This window comes from Crinalium epipsammum PCC 9333 (assembly GCF_000317495.1).
Taxonomy (GTDB): domain Bacteria; phylum Cyanobacteriota; class Cyanobacteriia; order Cyanobacteriales; family PCC-9333; genus Crinalium; species Crinalium epipsammum.
Genome location: NC_019753.1, coordinates 3,740,297 through 3,755,493 on the forward strand (window position 1 = coordinate 3,740,297; position 15,197 = coordinate 3,755,493).

A 15,197-nucleotide genomic window follows, 5' to 3' on the forward strand; every position below is an offset into this window, starting at 1 on the left:
ATACAAATATTTATAAAAAGCTTAATAAAAGTATAAAAGAGACCTTTCATTGATTATTGCTGCGAATGATTAGTAATTTTATCTTTTAAACTCGTATACACTTATGAAAGCGCTTTCTTTTGTTCTTAAATTGGACAATAATTCAGTTCAGCGACCTGATAGACAAAGCAACATTAAAGCGACCTGATTAAAAAAAACCTATAGGAGGTAATTCGAGTGAAATTAGCAGTTTATGGAAAAGGCGGTATTGGTAAATCTACAACTAGCTGTAATATCTCTGTAGCCTTGGCACGTCGTGGTAAGAAAGTGCTGCAAATTGGTTGTGACCCAAAACACGACAGCACATTTACCCTGACAGGCTTCCTCATCCCTACAATTATTGATACCCTTCAAGAAAAGGACTATCACTACGAAGACGTTTGGCCTGAAGACGTAATATATAAAGGTTATGGCGGTGTTGACTGCGTAGAAGCTGGTGGCCCTCCGGCTGGTGCAGGTTGTGGCGGTTATGTAGTTGGCGAAACCGTCAAGCTGCTGAAAGAACTTAATGCCTTTGACGAATACGACATTATTCTGTTTGACGTACTGGGTGACGTAGTGTGTGGTGGCTTTGCCGCGCCTCTCAACTATGCTGATTACTGCTTAATTGTCACAGACAACGGTTTTGATGCTTTATTTGCAGCTAACCGGATTGCTGCATCTGTGCGCGAAAAAGCGCGTACCCACCCATTACGCCTAGCAGGTTTAATTGGCAACCGTACTTCTAAACGGGATTTAATTGACAAGTATATTGATACAGTCCCAATGCCAGTATTGGAAGTATTGCCTCTGATTGAAGATATTCGCGTATCTCGCGTTAAAGGTAAGACATTGTTTGAAATGGCAGAGACTGAACCCGCACTTAACTACGTCTGCGACTACTACCTGAATATTGCAGACCAAATTCTTGCTAAACCTGAAGGTGTGGTTCCCAATGACTCACCTGACAGAGAGTTGTTCTCCTTGCTGTCTGACTTCTACCTCAATCCTACTCAACATAAATCTGAGGAAGAACACTTAGATTTGATGATGGTTTAATATTCACACCCCGTCGCCCGCACCCTCAAGGGTGGGGCTAGACGAACAAAGTCCGCCTGCGCGGACTTAAGAAAAAATAAACTTCTTGCCTAAGTGGATACCTTTGCGTACCTTTGCGTTAAAAAAATCAACCCTTACTTCTGCAAGAAGTTAATTACATAATCCAAAATTTAAGAGGAGAAATTTTACATGACGGTTGCAGCAGAACCACAAGGTTTAAATTTTGAATGTGAAACCGGAAATTATCATACATTTTGCCCGATTAGCTGCGTAGCATGGCTCTACCAGAAGATTGAAGATAGTTTCTTCTTGGTAATTGGTACTAAGACTTGTGGCTACTTCTTGCAAAACGCAATGGGCGTAATGATTTTCGCTGAACCCCGTTATGCGATGGCGGAGTTAGAAGAAGGCGATATTTCGGCACAGTTGAATGATTATGAAGAATTGAAGCGGTTATGTTTGCAGATTAAACGCGATCGCAATCCTAGTGTAATTGTCTGGATTGGCACTTGCACGACCGAAATCATCAAGATGGATTTGGAAGGTTTAGCACCTAGACTAGAATCGGAAATCGGTATTCCCATTGTTACCGCTCGTGCTAACGGTTTGGATTATGCTTTTACCCAAGGGGAAGATACGGTATTAGCGGCGATGGCTGCCCGTTGTCCTGAGAAGGCTCCTATGGTAGAAGGTGAGAAGAAAGAAAAAAATGCGATCGCATCCTTACTCAACTTCGGCAAAAAGAAAGAAGATATTGCCACCGAAGAATCAGAATATGTCAAGCATCCCCCGCTAGTTTTATTTGGTTCTTTACCAGATCCAGTTGTTACTAACCTAACCCTGGAACTCAAAAAACAAGGCATTAAAGTTTCTGGTTGGTTGCCCTCCAAGCGTTATACAGAATTGCCTGTTTTAGAAGAAGGCTACTATGTTTCTGGCGTGAATCCCTTCCTCAGCCGCACAGCTACAACCTTAATGCGTCGCCGCAAGTGCAAACTAATCGGCGCACCATTCCCCATTGGACCTGATGGAACTCGCGCTTGGATTGAGAAAATCTGCTCAGTGTTCAATATTGAACCCAAAGGTTTAGATGAACGGGAAGCACAAATTTGGGCTAGCGTAGAAGATTACGTTAAGCTACTTCGCGGTAAGTCTGTCTTCTTGATGGGTGACAACTTACTAGAAATATCCTTAGCGCGTTTCTTAATTCGTTGCGGTATGACTTGCCCAGAAATCGGTATTCCTTACATGGATAAGCGTTATCAAGCTGCCGAATTAGCATTGCTTGAGAAAACTTGCCATGAAATGGGTGTACCAACACCAAGAATTGTTGAAAAACCAGACAACTACAACCAAATTCAGCGCATTCACGAATTGCATCCTGATTTGGTAATCACTGGTATGGCTCATGCTAACCCCTTAGAAGCGCGTGGGATTAATACTAAGTGGTCTGTTGAGTTTACTTTTGCTCAGATTCACGGTTTTACTAATACTCGTGACATTTTAGAGTTAGTAACTCGTCCGTTGCGTCGGAATAACAACCTAAAAGATTTAGGTTGGGATAAGTTGGTGAAGGAAGAAGCGAAGGTTTAACGTCACCCTCTACCCCTTTCCTTGTAGGGAGAGGGGAGTAAGAATTAAATTATAGATGTAAGGGCGATCCAGTGCGATCGCTCTTTGCATTAATGATGATTAAGAAAATATTAATTTTAATGAGAAATATTAGGCGTTTGGATATGAAAAAACCTTCAAAATGAGGGTTTTTTATAAGCTATCCTGAAATTGCAACGTATATTATTTTAAAGAATACACAAAATATATGGTAACACCTTCTAAAAGCCAAAGTGAGGAAATGCTCAAGTGGCTAAACCATAACCGCCAGATGTTATTAGATTTATATAAAAATCAATATATCGCTTATAACGCACATCGGTTAATTGCTCATAGTGAAAATTTACAGGAAGTTTTGCAGTTAGCAGAAGCTTCAGGAGAATATTTTGCAATATACTTAGTTCCCCGCCGTACTGCTTCTATCCAAATTTTACCAATTCGCTTTGGTACAGTTGCTCGTCATGATTGGCAACCAAATTATCATGTGAAACTTAAACATCGAGAGCTAGAAATATCTACCACTATGTTAGTAGACTCTGGCGCTGAACTAAGTTTGATTTCATTCAAAGTAGGTCAAGATTTAGGCTATGCTTTAGCCGATGGGGAATCAACTTTATTAGCAGAAACGATAGGCGGTAGAGTTGAGTATGTTTTACGCAATGTGGAAATGACAATTAATGAACATACTTTGATTGCTCCTACGGCATGGTTACAAAATCATACAGGTGGAGAACAATTACTCTTGGGAAGAGAGGTTGTATTTGATAAGTTTGATATTGAGTTTAGACAAGCTGAGGAGCAAATTATTTTTAGATGGCGTGAATAGTAGAATTAATTAGATTGGGTGTAGGGACAAAGCCCAACCCTTTCAATACTAATTACACATAAAAAAACCTAGACAAATTTAATTTAATTAACAACAATTCCAAACTTTAATAACATTTGTGGCATATAATCATCAAGATTTTTGATATGTTCATCATCTAGTTCGATTAAGTTTAATTCGTATTTTTGGTAAAGATCCTGTTTAATTTTTTTTCGAGCTACATAATCCGGATCGTTATTATATCCCCAATATTCAATATATACTTTTCCAGAAGGAATATAAAAGTCACAGTAAACTTCTTCTTCAATTGGTAGTCTGCGCTCATAGGCATGGACTAGCCCTGACATATATAACCAATTATCAATTAAAACTTCTGCTTTTGACCGTACTAAATGTCCATCTGTTGTACGGTGTTGTGCGCTACCCTGAAACTTTTCGCGGAAACCTTGCTTAGTGCTTACCTCTGTTTTATTAACCTCAGAATTGTTCCCTCTGATACTCTCAAGAGTTGTTAAAAATACTTGATTTGTTAAAATTGACTCTGACCAAAGTACATAGGGAGTATTCTCTTGAGAGTGTATTTTCTGGACTGCACCGAATGCTATTCCCCGTTTGGTAGCTATCCAACCATTCTGGTCTTTACTCAACAACCCTAACTCTGCCAATATGGAGTTAATTTTGTTTTTAGGGATACCAAGTTTCTCACCAATAGTTGTAGCAGACAGTAGTGATGAAGAGGATGCTGTTTGATGCTGAGGTTTTGGTTTAGGTATAAATTGTTGAGTATTATTAACTTTCCAGCAGTTGTAACAAAGTTTATAACCTGGTTTTGATACTTGTTGGTTACATCCAGGTGTAGTGCAATTCAGCCCAGCATTGCTTGAGGACAAGGCTTGCATTAGATTGACTAGCTTAAAAATTGAAGGCTCTAAGCTCATAATGGTATTAATAGTAATTTGGGATATATTAGCATGACTTTATCAAGTGATTATAAGTTTTTTTGTCAAAAAATTTAGCTAGTTAGATTGTTTGATAAATAAGCGTGCGATCGCACATTTTACGCAAATTAACGATACCCTATAAATAAACAAGCTACGGCTGTTGACATAAAATTATGACAGTCTTCACCTTAACCCTACCAGATACTTTAACCCTGACAGATGAGCAATTTTTTGAGCTTTGTCAGAATAACCGCGATTATCAATTTGAGCGTACAGCATCAGGAGAATTGATTATTATGCCACCCACAGGTAGCGAAACTGGTAGACGCAATATTAAAATAACTGCTCAATTAGAAAATTGGAGTTCTCAAAATAATCTTGGAGTTGCCTTTGACTCTTCAACTGGTTTTAAATTACCTAATGGTGCAGATCGTTCACCTGATGCTTCTTGGGTAAAAAAAGAAAGATGGGAAGCTTTAACTCCTGAACAACAAGCAAGATTTGCTCCCTTATGTCCTGATTTTGTAGTGGAGTTATGTTCTCCTAGTGATTCCATAGAAAAAGTACGTGCAAAAATGAGCGAATATATTGAGAACGGCGCTAGATTGGGATGGATGCTCGATCGCAAAAATCAACAAGTGGAAATTTATCGTCCTAATCAAGAAGTTGAGATATTACAATCTCCCACAACGCTATCATGCGAAGATGTATTACTAGGATTTGTATTGAATCTTAAAGATATTCTTTGAAGAATCTTGCAAGCATTCAGCTATCAGTAGTCAGCACTTTTAATCAAAAAAACACAATAAAAATAGCTCTTCATAACATAACCAGCAATGAAACTGCTTCATCGGCATAGCACTCCACGCTTGATCAGACGGCTGCAATGGTTTGCATACCCTTTGGAATACTTGGAAATGTACGCTAAACAATATGGCGACACATTTAAAGTAGGAGGCAAAAATTCTCCGGCTGCTGTTTACTTAAGCCATCCCCAAGCAATTCAACAAGTTTTTAATGCTCCTCCAGAAATATTTGATTCTGGTCGAGGAAATGGAGCCTTAAACTTTTTGTTGGGGGATAATTCCTTAATATTACTTGATGGCGATCGCCATCAGCGTCAGCGTAAGTTATTAACACCCCCATTTTATAGCGAACGGATGCGGGCTTATAGTCAGCTTATTTGCGACCTCACCCAACAAGTAACTAATGAATGGCAAATAGGTAAATCTTTTAATGTCCGTACCTATATGCAAGAAATTACCCTGCGGGTAATTTTACAAGCTGTATTTGGTTTGCATCAAGGAGAACGTTATGACCAACTTCAGCAAATGCTGACCGCACTTTTAGAAACTATTGGATCTCCTTTAGGTTCGGCAGTCTTATTTTTTCCCGTTTTACAAAAAGATTGGGGCGCTTGGAGTCCTTGGGGGCGTTTTTTACGCTTGCGTCAGCAAGTTGATGAACTTATCTATACAGAAATTAGAGAACGTCGCCAAATTGATCATCCCAATAACGATATTCTCACTCTGTTGATTTCAGCGCAAGACCAAAATGGTCAACCAATGACAGACGAGGAGTTGCACGATGAGTTAATGACACTATTAGTTGCTGGACATGAAACCACAGCTTCCGCTTTAACATGGGCATTGTATTGGAGCCATTATCATCCAGAAGTTAAAGAAAAGTTGCATTATGAACTACAAAGTCTAGGCGATAATTTAGATCCCAACTTGATAGCCAAGTTTCCTTATCTCACTGCTGTCTGTCAAGAAACACTGCGGATTTATCCAATTACAGCTACAACGTTTATCCGTATTTTGAAATCTCCCTTAGAAATTATGGGGGAGCAACTTGAAGCAGGTACAGCGCTAATACCTTGTGTTTATTTGGCTCATCACCGAGAAGAGTTATATCCCGAATCGAAGCATTTTCGTCCAGAGCGTTTTTTAGAGCGACAATTTTCTCCTTACGAGTATTTTCCTTTTGGTGGCGGTAATCGTCGTTGTATTGGGATGGGATTAGCCCAGTTAGAAATGAAACTGGCGCTGGCTACAATTTTGTCGCGCTTTGAATTAGCTTTAACTAGCAATCATCCAGTTAAACCTGTACGTCGCGGTTTAACTATGGCTCCTCCAGGTAATCTGCGTATGGTTGTAAAAAACAAACTAGAAAATGTTGATAAAAAATTAACTAAAAATATTAGTGATAGCAGAAAAGATTGAGCTACAATCTACAAAAAAAATTAGTAGTGAAATCTCATTTTTGTAATCATGCAAATTTTGCGATCGCTAACAAGGCGATTACAAACAAGTAAGCTACTAAGATTGGTATTGAAGTTGAAGAAATTATTAAGATTTTCTGGAAATTGAACGAATTAACGCTTATCCAGATATGTTTGATGCAGCATTGTGATACTTAGTGCAATCTACATTAAAAGCGCACCTCGCTACCTTAACCCAAAAATTTAATAGCTAGACATAATAGGACATAGAACTCAAACGAGGTAATTATGGGCTTAGGTCTTCTTATTGGTGGTAAATGGGTATCTGAACGTGAGCAAGAAGATTCCCAAGGTAAATTCATCCGACCTGTAACAACTTTCCGCAACAAAATAACTGCTGATGGTTCTAGTGGATTTAAAACTGAAGCTGGACGCTACCATCTGTATATTTCTTGGGCTTGTCCTTGGGCGCACCGCACTGCCATTATGCGGAAGTTGAAAGGACTTGAAGATGTTATTGGTATGTCAGTTGTTCACCCAGAAATATATGATAATAGCTGGGAATTTTCATCAACTGATCCAGGGTCTATTCCTGATACCGTAAATAATGCTAGTGCGCTGTGGAAAATCTATCTCAAGGCAGATCCCAATTACGAAGGACGGGTAACAGTTCCGGTACTTTGGGATAAACAAACAAACACGATTGTTAATAATGAATCCCGTGAAATTATTCGGATGTTGGATACAGAGTTTGGATTTGCCAAATCAGATGTAGACTTCTATCCCGAAGATTTACGAGAAGTAATTGACAAAACTATCGACGAAATTTATCAACCAATTAATAATGGTGTTTACCGCGCAGGATTTGCTAGTACTCAAACAGCTTATGAAGAAGGTTTAACTGACTTATTTAATGCCTTGGATCATTGGGATGAAGTCTTAGGAAAGCAGCGTTACCTGTGTGGCGATCGCATTACCGAAGCAGACTGGTGTATATTTACCACACTATTACGCTTCGATGTCGTCTACTACGGTCACTTCAAATGTAACATACGCCATATTTGGGATTACCCCAATCTGTGGAACTACTTTAAAGAACTCTACCAAGTACCAGGAGTCAAAGAAACTTGCAACATTGACCACATTAAACGCCACTACTACAAGAGTCATAACAAAATCAATCCAACTCGGATTGTCCCCAAAGGACCAGAAATTGATTTTGGCACACCACACAATCGCGCCCAGAAAGTTGCTGTTGCAGCAGTCTAATTAAATTTACACAATTTCTCAGATTGCACAGGTAATTAAGTAGGGGCGGGTTTAATTGAGATTTTTGTATGATACCTAGATGATTGTGAACCCGCCCCTACACTAAAATCTCCCTCTCCACTTAACAAGGTAACCATGTTGGAGGGGAGGGATTTTTTATTGAATTACATCGGCATACTTACTGCCTAATTGTTCCTGCTTTTAAATCTGCTATATGCAATGCTTTGATTTGTGGGTGATAGCCTCTGTAAAGTTTTACAATACTTGCAAGTAAAAAGTTTATTTTTGTTTAAATCCTGGAGCCGGATCTATGACATCATATGTAACCTCCTCTGCTAGAGCCGAGATGAGCGAACTCCGGCGTTTAAAAACTCTTTTACCGCCAGAGTTACAAAGCTGGGTAAGTGTGGAGGGAACTACAGAGGTAAATCCACCTCTAGTACGCTGTGAAGAAATTGGTAAAGATCAGGTAGAAATTCAAATTGACCTGGTGAAATGGGATCAACTAGCCCTCGATCAAAGAAATCTGCTGTTTTGGCACGAAGTCGCGCGTATTCAAAATGACACCATCCCTAGAGAAGGTTGGGAAATGGCAGCACTTGCCATTGGTTTAGGTGGTGCAGTTGGTGAACTTTGGGTACAAGATGGTTTGCTGTTGTTACTGGCATTAGTACTTTGTGGCGTTTCAGGCTATCGCCTATTTCAGAAAAACAACGGTGAGCGAAACTTTAAAGAAGTAGCAGAAGCCGACGAAAAAGCGATCGCACTAGCAACCCGCTTTGGTTACACACTCCCCAACGCCTACAAAAGTCTCGGCAGTGCCTTGAAAACCTTAATTGAAATCACTCCTAATAAGCGTCAACGCAGCAAATACGAAACCCGTCTGCAAGCTCTCCGACGTAGTGCTTCTAAAGCCAAATCTAAAGTCAAAGGAGCGCGGGAAGGTTTTGAATAACAAAAATTATGTTTTGTGAGCCACAAGTGGAACGCTTCCACTACATCTATCTAGATGGAGCAATTCATCTCCCGTTACAATCGCTTCGATTTAACGGGAGATGAATTGCGACCAGTATATAAACTGAGCGAAGCGCGAATCATCTACACAGCTGACTTATCCTTGTAGATATGATTATCATGGGATGAGCAACAAAGGTCGAAGTATGCTGACTTGTAATTATCAGTTCAAGTTAAAACCAAACAAACGGCAAGTTTTCGAGATAGAGCGTTACCTCAATGCTTGCCGTAAAGTTAGGAATTTTGCCTTGGCTGAACGTAAAGATTGGTCTAATTCGCGTAAAAACAACGTGGATAGATGCTCGTTGGAAAAAGAGTACATTATCCCTGCTGACGCGCCTTACCCTTGCTACAAATTGCAGTCAGCATCTTTGACATTAGCTAGGAAGGACAATCCTGATTTAAGCTCTGTTAATGCCCAAGTACTTCAACAGGTGTTACGGCAATTAGATCGAGCATTTGTTGAGATGAAATCTTTGAACAAAGGTTTCCCCAGATTCAAGAATAAATACAGGATGCGGTCTTTTGTCTTTCCTCAGTTCAAGACTAATCCAATTACCAATAATTATATAAAACTCCCTGGTATTGGACTGGTGAAGATGAGGCTATCAAGACCAATTCCGCAAGGTTTTATTCTTAAACAGGCAAGAGTAATCAGGAAAGCTTCTGGCTACTTTATCAATATGAGCCTTGAGTCAGAGGTTGATATACCTGCGCCTTTCCCTCACGGTAATCCGCTAGGGATAGATATCGGACTTGAATATTTTGTTGCTACTTCAAATAATGAGTTGATTAAAAGACCATTATTTTTCAATAAACTTCACCGTAAGCTGAAATTGCTACAGAGAAGGCTGAAAAATAAGCAACTAGGTTCTAATAATCGCCATAAATTAAATCAAAAAATAGCTAAAATACATCAAACTGTATCGGATACGAGAAAGGACTTTCACTATAAATTAGCGCATCGCTTGTGTGACGACAATGGAATGATATTTGTAGAAGATATTGACTTGAGGGCGTGGTCTAGAAATATGCTTTGCAAGCATAATTTAGATGCAGGTTTTGGTCAATTCTTTGAGATATTATCTTATGTTTGTTGGAAACGAGATGTGTATTTTGCCAAAGTTAACAAGAACTACACTTCTCAGATATGTCCCAACTGTGAAGTTCATACAGGTAAGAAACAATTAAGTGAAAGGACTCATACCTGTCCTGAATGCGGTTTTAGCTGCAATAGAGATTTTGCAGCTAGTTTAGTCATTAGATCTAGAGGATTAAATGCGGTCGGGCAGCCCGTATTCCAAAATGCTTGCGGAGATGGTCTGTCGGGGCTTGGGAGTAATCTCAGGCTAGACAAGAATCTGTGATGTAAGAATATCCCGTCAAGCTTGCGCTGTGACGGGAGAGTGTCAATAAATAGCTCCACCTTAAAACATCTTCTCCCCCTACCCGTCCAGGGGTAGGGTTTAATATTTAATTCGATTGATTTTCCGCAACTTTCTTGTTGTATTAGTTTTGTTTAAAGTTGACCAATCATTTTATGTGTTTGCGGCACAACTCTAACCTGTTTAAGATAACGCTTCATCAAAGCTTGCCAATTTAGAACCTTCTCTGGCAATGGAGGCAGCAGCACAGTTTCATCTACATTAGGAATTTCTAAAGGTGTAACTGGTTGCAAATACACCGGAATACTTGGGCTAAAACTCGCAATCAATTCAGCCGCTTTTTCTAACTCTGCTTGTTCAGTATTATTAGAAATAATCAGCTTTGCAAAAACTTCAACTTCTGAATCGTAGCAGCATTTCAGAAATTCTCTATGAGCTTGCCAATGTTCTTCCCCACTGACACTAGGTAGCTTGATATCCATACCTACCGAATCCAGATATGGCAAAATCATTTTTAATTGTTCTGGGCGATGACCACCAGTTTCTAAATATATTGGTAAATTAGTTAAAGCACGTACTTGCGGCAGAAAGGCTTTTAAAAAACGTGCGTGCAGTAGCGGTTCGCCACCAGTTAAACTAATGCTATCGTGTAGACCTGGTTGATTTTGTCGCTCCACCCATTCCAGCAACGTCTCTATTGATACAGGATTTGAGTAAGTTTCAAAATCGCGCTCTCCAGGCGTTTTCTCAATTTTACAAGTAGCTGGTATCTCCCAAGTATGAGCGCTATCGCAGTAATTACAGCGCAAATCACATAATGCAAAGCGAATAAAAATTTGACGAGTGCCAATATTTAAACCTTCGCCTTGAATAGCAGAAAAGATTTCAATCAGTCGAGCAATCTGTTTGTCAGAAGTTTGAGGTGTCATTGGATTCTAAGCCTGGTTATAACATTTTATTAGACCTCGTGGTTCCTTAGTAAAATTTTGGATAATTAACCACAGATAAACACTAGATTTTCACAAATGAGATAATTTATTGTTGTTTAATTCTATTGTTTATGCAAAGCTTTTCAACACAATTAAAAAAATTACCAAATTTTTTTCCCTGTTTATAGGGATGGATTGGGGTTATGTTTTAATGTCTTTTAATGTTGTTATACTTAGGTGAACCCAGTAAAAAGTAATCTTATTATTTTTAATAATTCATACAAATTTATCAAAATAAAATGATATATGATGCTAGGGCGGTATTTCTGTACCCGCCCCAAAAAATTAATTTTTTTGTAGCATACATTCACTGAATACTATTATAGCTAGATTTCAGCTACGGCTCGTTCAATTAAACGACGAGCTAAAGTTTGAGTGCCAGTGTGTTCATAGTAGTTAGTTGTCATATCTAGAAAAGCGCCTAGATAATCCAACTTATCATTAGAAATTTCTACAAAGCGTTGCATATTGCTAACTACTTTATCTGGGGTTAATGCGCGATCGCTCACAAAGTTACCCATCCACCCTTTAACTGAATCAAAGCTTTCACCAATGAAATTTAGTTGACCCGCAGGATTTCCACCTGGAATTAAACTATTAACCTGCTGGAAGGTATTATTTTGTTGTAACTCAGAAGGACTTGTTTGAGAAAGGAAAGATTGAGCTTGTAGAATAAAATCGGGTCCTAAAGGAATTAATCCATCTATACAAACCAGTGCAGCCATCCGCATCAAAGATTCACCACTGTATTCGCCTAAAGATGCGACAAAATCTCCGATACTATCTCCAGGGATACCGTTAATTTGGCAGAAGGCTACCAATTCAACTACTAACTTTAAGCACAAATCAATAGCTTGAGCTTTATTAGCTTTGGGGGTGACTCTGGTTAATAAACCTCCCAAAAGAGGAATTTTATCACCTACTTTATTAGCCAAAGCAGCAGCACCTAAAGCACTATCTGCCCTATCAACGCTTTGATAGAGCCACATTGCGCGTTGATAGCCCTGAGATTTATCGTTATATAGATAGATGGCTCGTTCGCCGATTTGTTGAATAAAATCTTCGTCTGTTTCTCCAGTAACGTGACGAATAGTGTTAGTAAAACCAACTACATTTTCCCACTGCCCAGGAACAACAAAATCGAGCGATCGCAACGCATAAATAGTCATGTTGCTAGTTGGTAATTCATCAACTAACTCAAAAATAGACTTAGCCACAACAAACTCCTGATGCTAAATTTTGTTACTGTAAATTGCGAACTTGTTACTAATTAGCGCAGTCGAGAAAGACCACCCAAGTTAAATTTTTTCAACCAAGCTTCGCGATCGCTTTTAGTAAAACTAGCATCACGAGATTGCACCTTGACTTGATAGCGATCGCCTACCAAAATAGATGTAATATTCTGACCCTGAGTAACCGCAGGATAACCCGCAATTGTCTGACTGCTTTGCTTAAACTTTGATTTGGTGCTGGGAATACTAGCAGTATCATTAATAGACAATACAGCTACATCAGTACCACCCCTTTTTAACTTTGCCTCAGCAAAGCCTTGTTTTTCTTGGGTATACACACGCTGATAGCCACCACCAGCAGAGGGGAAGAATTTGTTAAATTGACCACCTGTTACAGCCTTACCTGCTGAAGATCGATCTTGAGTACGGCTAATGGGAGCTTTCTGGGTACTTTCCCTCTGTGCCTGATCCCAACGCGAGGGAGCCTGTGTTGCACAAGACGTAACCAGCAGCAGCATAGATAGCAACAAAGGAGCCAGAATTTTATGAAAACGAGGGAGAATCATCACCATCTCCTGATAATTAGGTTTATACTCCCTATTTTGGCTTATAATTTCCAGATTTGTTCTATCTAATAGGTTTGATATTAGCTGAATTGCCGCAGCAGTTCTAGATTTATGCAAATCTCCCCAAAAAGCTGAAATACTCGGTAAACCAGCTAGGCAGTATGCCTTAGATAATTATGTTTTTGAGCAAGCTTTGAACAGATATGAACAACTGAAGGAGTGCTGTCGCTCAGAGTCATTAAGCTAATATGGAAGAATATTCTATAATTACCACCTTTGCAAAAGCAAAAGATTGTGATGCGTGAACAGGTTTTAGCCTGGTTAGCTGATCATGTTCCGGCTTCTCGGATCGAACATATTCTTGGTGTAGAGCAAATGGCTCTAGATCTAGCTGCTCATTATCATCTAGATGCAGAAAAAGCTGCTATGGCTGGACTAATGCACGATCTGGCTAAATACTTTAAGCCAAAACAGCTATTAGAGATGGCACAGGCAGAAGGATTACTTCTAGATGAGGTAGATCAAGCTAACCCCCATTTGCTTCATGCTGATGTCAGCGCGATCGTTGCTAGAGATCAATTCGGTGTAAATGATCAAGAAGTATTGCAGGCAATTCAAAACCATACTTTAGGCAGACCTGGTATGAGTTTGCTAAGTTGTATAATATTCGTAGCCGATACTTTAGAGCCTGGTAGAGGAAACACTCCCGAATTAGAAGCTTTAAGGCAGATCAGTCGGCAAGATCTCTACAAAGCTGTTTGGCTAACCTGTGACTATTCTCTAAAATATTTACTTGAGACTCGTTGCTTAATTCACCCACGCACGATTAAAACTCGGAACTGGGCAATCCAAACGGCAACAAAAAAACAGCAGCCTCTACAAAACTCATCTCACCTGACTAGAGTATAAATTAAAGTTGAACATCTACAAGATAAATCAGTTGATGTTGCTTTAAATTTGATGGGTTTGTGAGGAAAAAATCATTAATTGTGAGTAAGGAATATTGATATTAATGTCAGAAAATTTGCCATCATCCCCAACCTTAGTTAGTAATAATGCCGCAAAAGAAGACGAAAGTAAGATAGCTGCGATGTTAGCGGCAGAGGCTGCTGATGATCGTAAAGGTGGTGATATCCTTTTGCTAGACGTTGCAGAAGTGTCATATCTGGCTGATTACTTTGTGATAGTTACAGGCTTTTCTAAGGCGCAAGTACGGGCGATCGCGCAATCAATTCAAGAAAAACTTGAAACTCAATTACAAAGGGTTCCTCGTCAAATAGAAGGACAAGCCGAAGGTACTTGGGTTTTATTAGATTATGGCGACCTGATTGTTCATATATTAATGTCTCAAGAGCGAGAGTTTTATAACTTAGAGGCTTTTTGGGGTCATGCTGAAACAATCAAATATCCACTAGCCTCTTAATCAATTAACAATTATCAATGACTCCTAACTTTCGCGTTGGCGCTGGAAATAATACAGTAGGTTTTAAGCTGATAGCTGACGACTGACGGCTACTTCTATAATTGATAATTGATAACTTGTTAATTGTTAATTGAATGGAGTCTTCTGTTTCTGCTTGCCCAGTTCCCACAGAGCAACAACCCATTAATGAGTATCAGCAATTGAAAGACTCTTGGTTTTTTAACTGGGTAACTCTAGATATGCAAGCATATCTCAGCAAGTTGGGTTGTACATGGTTATGGAGTTGGTTGATAGCTGCACCATTAGCTGCTGCAAGTTTTGTGCCTCAAAAGCATTTAGGTCAGTTTCTACTTTATGGTGCAGCAATAGCTAGTATATTTGTGGGGTTAACTCTGTTGCGGTTGTACTTAGGTTGGTCTTATGTACGCGCTCGCTTGCAGAGTGAGACGATATTTTATGAAGAGTCTGGTTGGTACGACGGGCAAACCTGGACTAAAACGCCAGAAATTCGCACACGCGATCGCTTGCTTGTCAACTACCAAATTGAACCAATTATGTTGCGCCTCAAGCAAACATTTGGCTTGATGATGCTATGTTTCTTAGGTGGTAGCTTAATCTGGAATTTTTTGTGATAAAAGTT

At 39.4% G+C, this 15,197-nt stretch carries 15 protein-coding genes; 11 read left to right on the forward strand and 4 right to left on the reverse strand.

Annotated elements, in window-relative coordinates; all coding sequences use genetic code 11:
• Nucleotides 1-216 precede the first annotated feature (216 nt).
• The 3 genes from bchL (at nt 217) to CRI9333_RS16345 (ending at nt 3,514) form a co-directional block, all read left to right on the forward strand.
• On the forward strand, nt 217-1,077 hold the full coding sequence (bchL, locus tag CRI9333_RS16335; protein ID WP_015204277.1) for a ferredoxin:protochlorophyllide reductase (ATP-dependent) iron-sulfur ATP-binding protein: 861 nt from the start codon (nt 217-219) through the stop codon (nt 1,075-1,077).
• Nucleotides 1,078-1,266: 189 nt separating this feature from the next.
• On the forward strand, nt 1,267-2,670 hold the full coding sequence (locus CRI9333_RS16340) for a ferredoxin:protochlorophyllide reductase (ATP-dependent) subunit N (protein WP_015204278.1): 1,404 nt from the start codon (nt 1,267-1,269) through the stop codon (nt 2,668-2,670).
• 226 nt (nt 2,671-2,896) lie between these two features.
• Nucleotides 2,897-3,514, forward strand: coding sequence for a retropepsin-like domain-containing protein (locus CRI9333_RS16345; RefSeq protein ID WP_015204279.1), 618 nt, complete (start codon nt 2,897-2,899; stop codon nt 3,512-3,514).
• An 83-nt stretch (nt 3,515-3,597) separates the two neighbouring features.
• Here the strand turns inward: CRI9333_RS16345 and CRI9333_RS16350 are convergent, their stop codons facing one another.
• Nucleotides 3,598-4,452 carry a hypothetical protein gene (locus tag CRI9333_RS16350; protein ID WP_015204280.1) on the reverse strand — a complete coding sequence of 285 codons (855 nt, stop codon included), beginning with the start codon at nt 4,450-4,452 and terminating at the stop codon, nt 3,598-3,600.
• A gap of 176 nt (nt 4,453-4,628) precedes the next feature.
• Here CRI9333_RS16350 and CRI9333_RS16355 point away from each other — a divergent pair, with 176 nt between their 5' ends.
• From CRI9333_RS16355 to CRI9333_RS16375, 5 genes are all read left to right on the forward strand, one after another.
• On the forward strand, nt 4,629-5,204 hold the full coding sequence (locus CRI9333_RS16355) for a Uma2 family endonuclease (protein WP_015204281.1): 576 nt from the start codon (nt 4,629-4,631) through the stop codon (nt 5,202-5,204).
• A gap of 87 nt (nt 5,205-5,291) precedes the next feature.
• Nucleotides 5,292-6,680: a cytochrome P450 gene (locus CRI9333_RS16360; RefSeq protein ID WP_015204282.1), complete on the forward strand. Its 1,389-nt coding sequence runs from the start codon at nt 5,292-5,294 to the stop codon at nt 6,678-6,680.
• A 287-nt stretch (nt 6,681-6,967) separates the two neighbouring features.
• Nucleotides 6,968-7,948 carry a glutathione S-transferase family protein gene (locus CRI9333_RS16365; RefSeq protein WP_015204283.1) on the forward strand — a complete coding sequence of 327 codons (981 nt, stop codon included), beginning with the start codon at nt 6,968-6,970 and terminating at the stop codon, nt 7,946-7,948.
• Nucleotides 7,949-8,258: 310 nt separating this feature from the next.
• Nucleotides 8,259-8,903 (forward strand): DUF3318 domain-containing protein, encoded by a 645-nt coding sequence (locus CRI9333_RS16370; protein WP_015204284.1) that lies wholly within the window; start codon nt 8,259-8,261, stop codon nt 8,901-8,903.
• A gap of 205 nt (nt 8,904-9,108) precedes the next feature.
• Nucleotides 9,109-10,329 (forward strand): RNA-guided endonuclease InsQ/TnpB family protein, encoded by a 1,221-nt coding sequence (locus CRI9333_RS16375; RefSeq protein WP_015204285.1) that lies wholly within the window; start codon nt 9,109-9,111, stop codon nt 10,327-10,329.
• 152 nt (nt 10,330-10,481) lie between these two features.
• On the opposite strand, the gene CRI9333_RS16380 is transcribed toward CRI9333_RS16375, so the two are convergent.
• The 3 genes from CRI9333_RS16380 to CRI9333_RS16390 form a co-directional block, all read right to left on the reverse strand.
• Nucleotides 10,482-11,276, reverse strand: a complete 795-nt coding sequence (locus CRI9333_RS16380; RefSeq protein WP_015204286.1) for a 7-carboxy-7-deazaguanine synthase QueE — start codon at nt 11,274-11,276, stop codon at nt 10,482-10,484.
• 386 nt (nt 11,277-11,662) lie between these two features.
• A complete protein-coding gene (locus CRI9333_RS16385) occupies nt 11,663-12,553 on the reverse strand; it encodes a hypothetical protein (RefSeq protein ID WP_015204287.1) in 891 nt (296 codons plus the stop codon).
• A gap of 53 nt (nt 12,554-12,606) precedes the next feature.
• Nucleotides 12,607-13,134, reverse strand: a complete 528-nt coding sequence (locus CRI9333_RS16390) for a hypothetical protein (protein WP_015204288.1) — start codon at nt 13,132-13,134, stop codon at nt 12,607-12,609.
• A gap of 297 nt (nt 13,135-13,431) precedes the next feature.
• Here CRI9333_RS16390 and yqeK point away from each other — a divergent pair, with 297 nt between their 5' ends.
• The 3 genes from yqeK to CRI9333_RS16405 all read left to right on the forward strand — a co-directional run bounded on the left by yqeK (nt 13,432) and on the right by CRI9333_RS16405 (nt 15,189).
• Nucleotides 13,432-14,043 carry a bis(5'-nucleosyl)-tetraphosphatase (symmetrical) YqeK gene (yqeK, locus tag CRI9333_RS16395; protein ID WP_015204289.1) on the forward strand — a complete coding sequence of 204 codons (612 nt, stop codon included), beginning with the start codon at nt 13,432-13,434 and terminating at the stop codon, nt 14,041-14,043.
• 103 nt (nt 14,044-14,146) lie between these two features.
• Complete coding sequence (gene rsfS, locus CRI9333_RS16400) at nt 14,147-14,557, forward strand: ribosome silencing factor (RefSeq protein ID WP_015204290.1); 411 nt, start codon at nt 14,147-14,149, stop codon at nt 14,555-14,557.
• Nucleotides 14,558-14,691: 134 nt separating this feature from the next.
• Nucleotides 14,692-15,189 carry a CGLD27 family protein gene (locus CRI9333_RS16405; protein WP_015204291.1) on the forward strand — a complete coding sequence of 166 codons (498 nt, stop codon included), beginning with the start codon at nt 14,692-14,694 and terminating at the stop codon, nt 15,187-15,189.
• Nucleotides 15,190-15,197 lie beyond the last annotated feature (8 nt).

Bases quoted from the DNA above. Each gene is read 5' to 3' on its own strand.
- CRI9333_RS16340 (WP_015204278.1), top strand. From the start codon at position 1,267: ATGACGGTTGCAGCAGAACCACAAGGTTTAAATTTTGAATGTGAAACC.
- CRI9333_RS16345 (WP_015204279.1), top strand. From the start codon at position 2,897: ATGGTAACACCTTCTAAAAGCCAAAGTGAGGAAATGCTCAAGTGGCTA.
- CRI9333_RS16350 (WP_015204280.1), bottom strand. From the start codon at position 4,452: ATGAGCTTAGAGCCTTCAATTTTTAAGCTAGTCAATCTAATGCAAGCC.
- CRI9333_RS16355 (WP_015204281.1), top strand. From the start codon at position 4,629: ATGACAGTCTTCACCTTAACCCTACCAGATACTTTAACCCTGACAGAT.
- CRI9333_RS16360 (WP_015204282.1), top strand. From the start codon at position 5,292: ATGAAACTGCTTCATCGGCATAGCACTCCACGCTTGATCAGACGGCTG.
- CRI9333_RS16365 (WP_015204283.1), top strand. From the start codon at position 6,968: ATGGGCTTAGGTCTTCTTATTGGTGGTAAATGGGTATCTGAACGTGAG.
- CRI9333_RS16370 (WP_015204284.1), top strand. From the start codon at position 8,259: ATGACATCATATGTAACCTCCTCTGCTAGAGCCGAGATGAGCGAACTC.
- CRI9333_RS16375 (WP_015204285.1), top strand. From the start codon at position 9,109: ATGCTGACTTGTAATTATCAGTTCAAGTTAAAACCAAACAAACGGCAA.
- CRI9333_RS16380 (WP_015204286.1), bottom strand. From the start codon at position 11,276: ATGACACCTCAAACTTCTGACAAACAGATTGCTCGACTGATTGAAATC.
- CRI9333_RS16390 (WP_015204288.1), bottom strand. From the start codon at position 13,134: ATGATTCTCCCTCGTTTTCATAAAATTCTGGCTCCTTTGTTGCTATCT.
- yqeK (WP_015204289.1), top strand. From the start codon at position 13,432: ATGCGTGAACAGGTTTTAGCCTGGTTAGCTGATCATGTTCCGGCTTCT.
- rsfS (WP_015204290.1), top strand. From the start codon at position 14,147: ATGTCAGAAAATTTGCCATCATCCCCAACCTTAGTTAGTAATAATGCC.
- CRI9333_RS16405 (WP_015204291.1), top strand. From the start codon at position 14,692: ATGGAGTCTTCTGTTTCTGCTTGCCCAGTTCCCACAGAGCAACAACCC.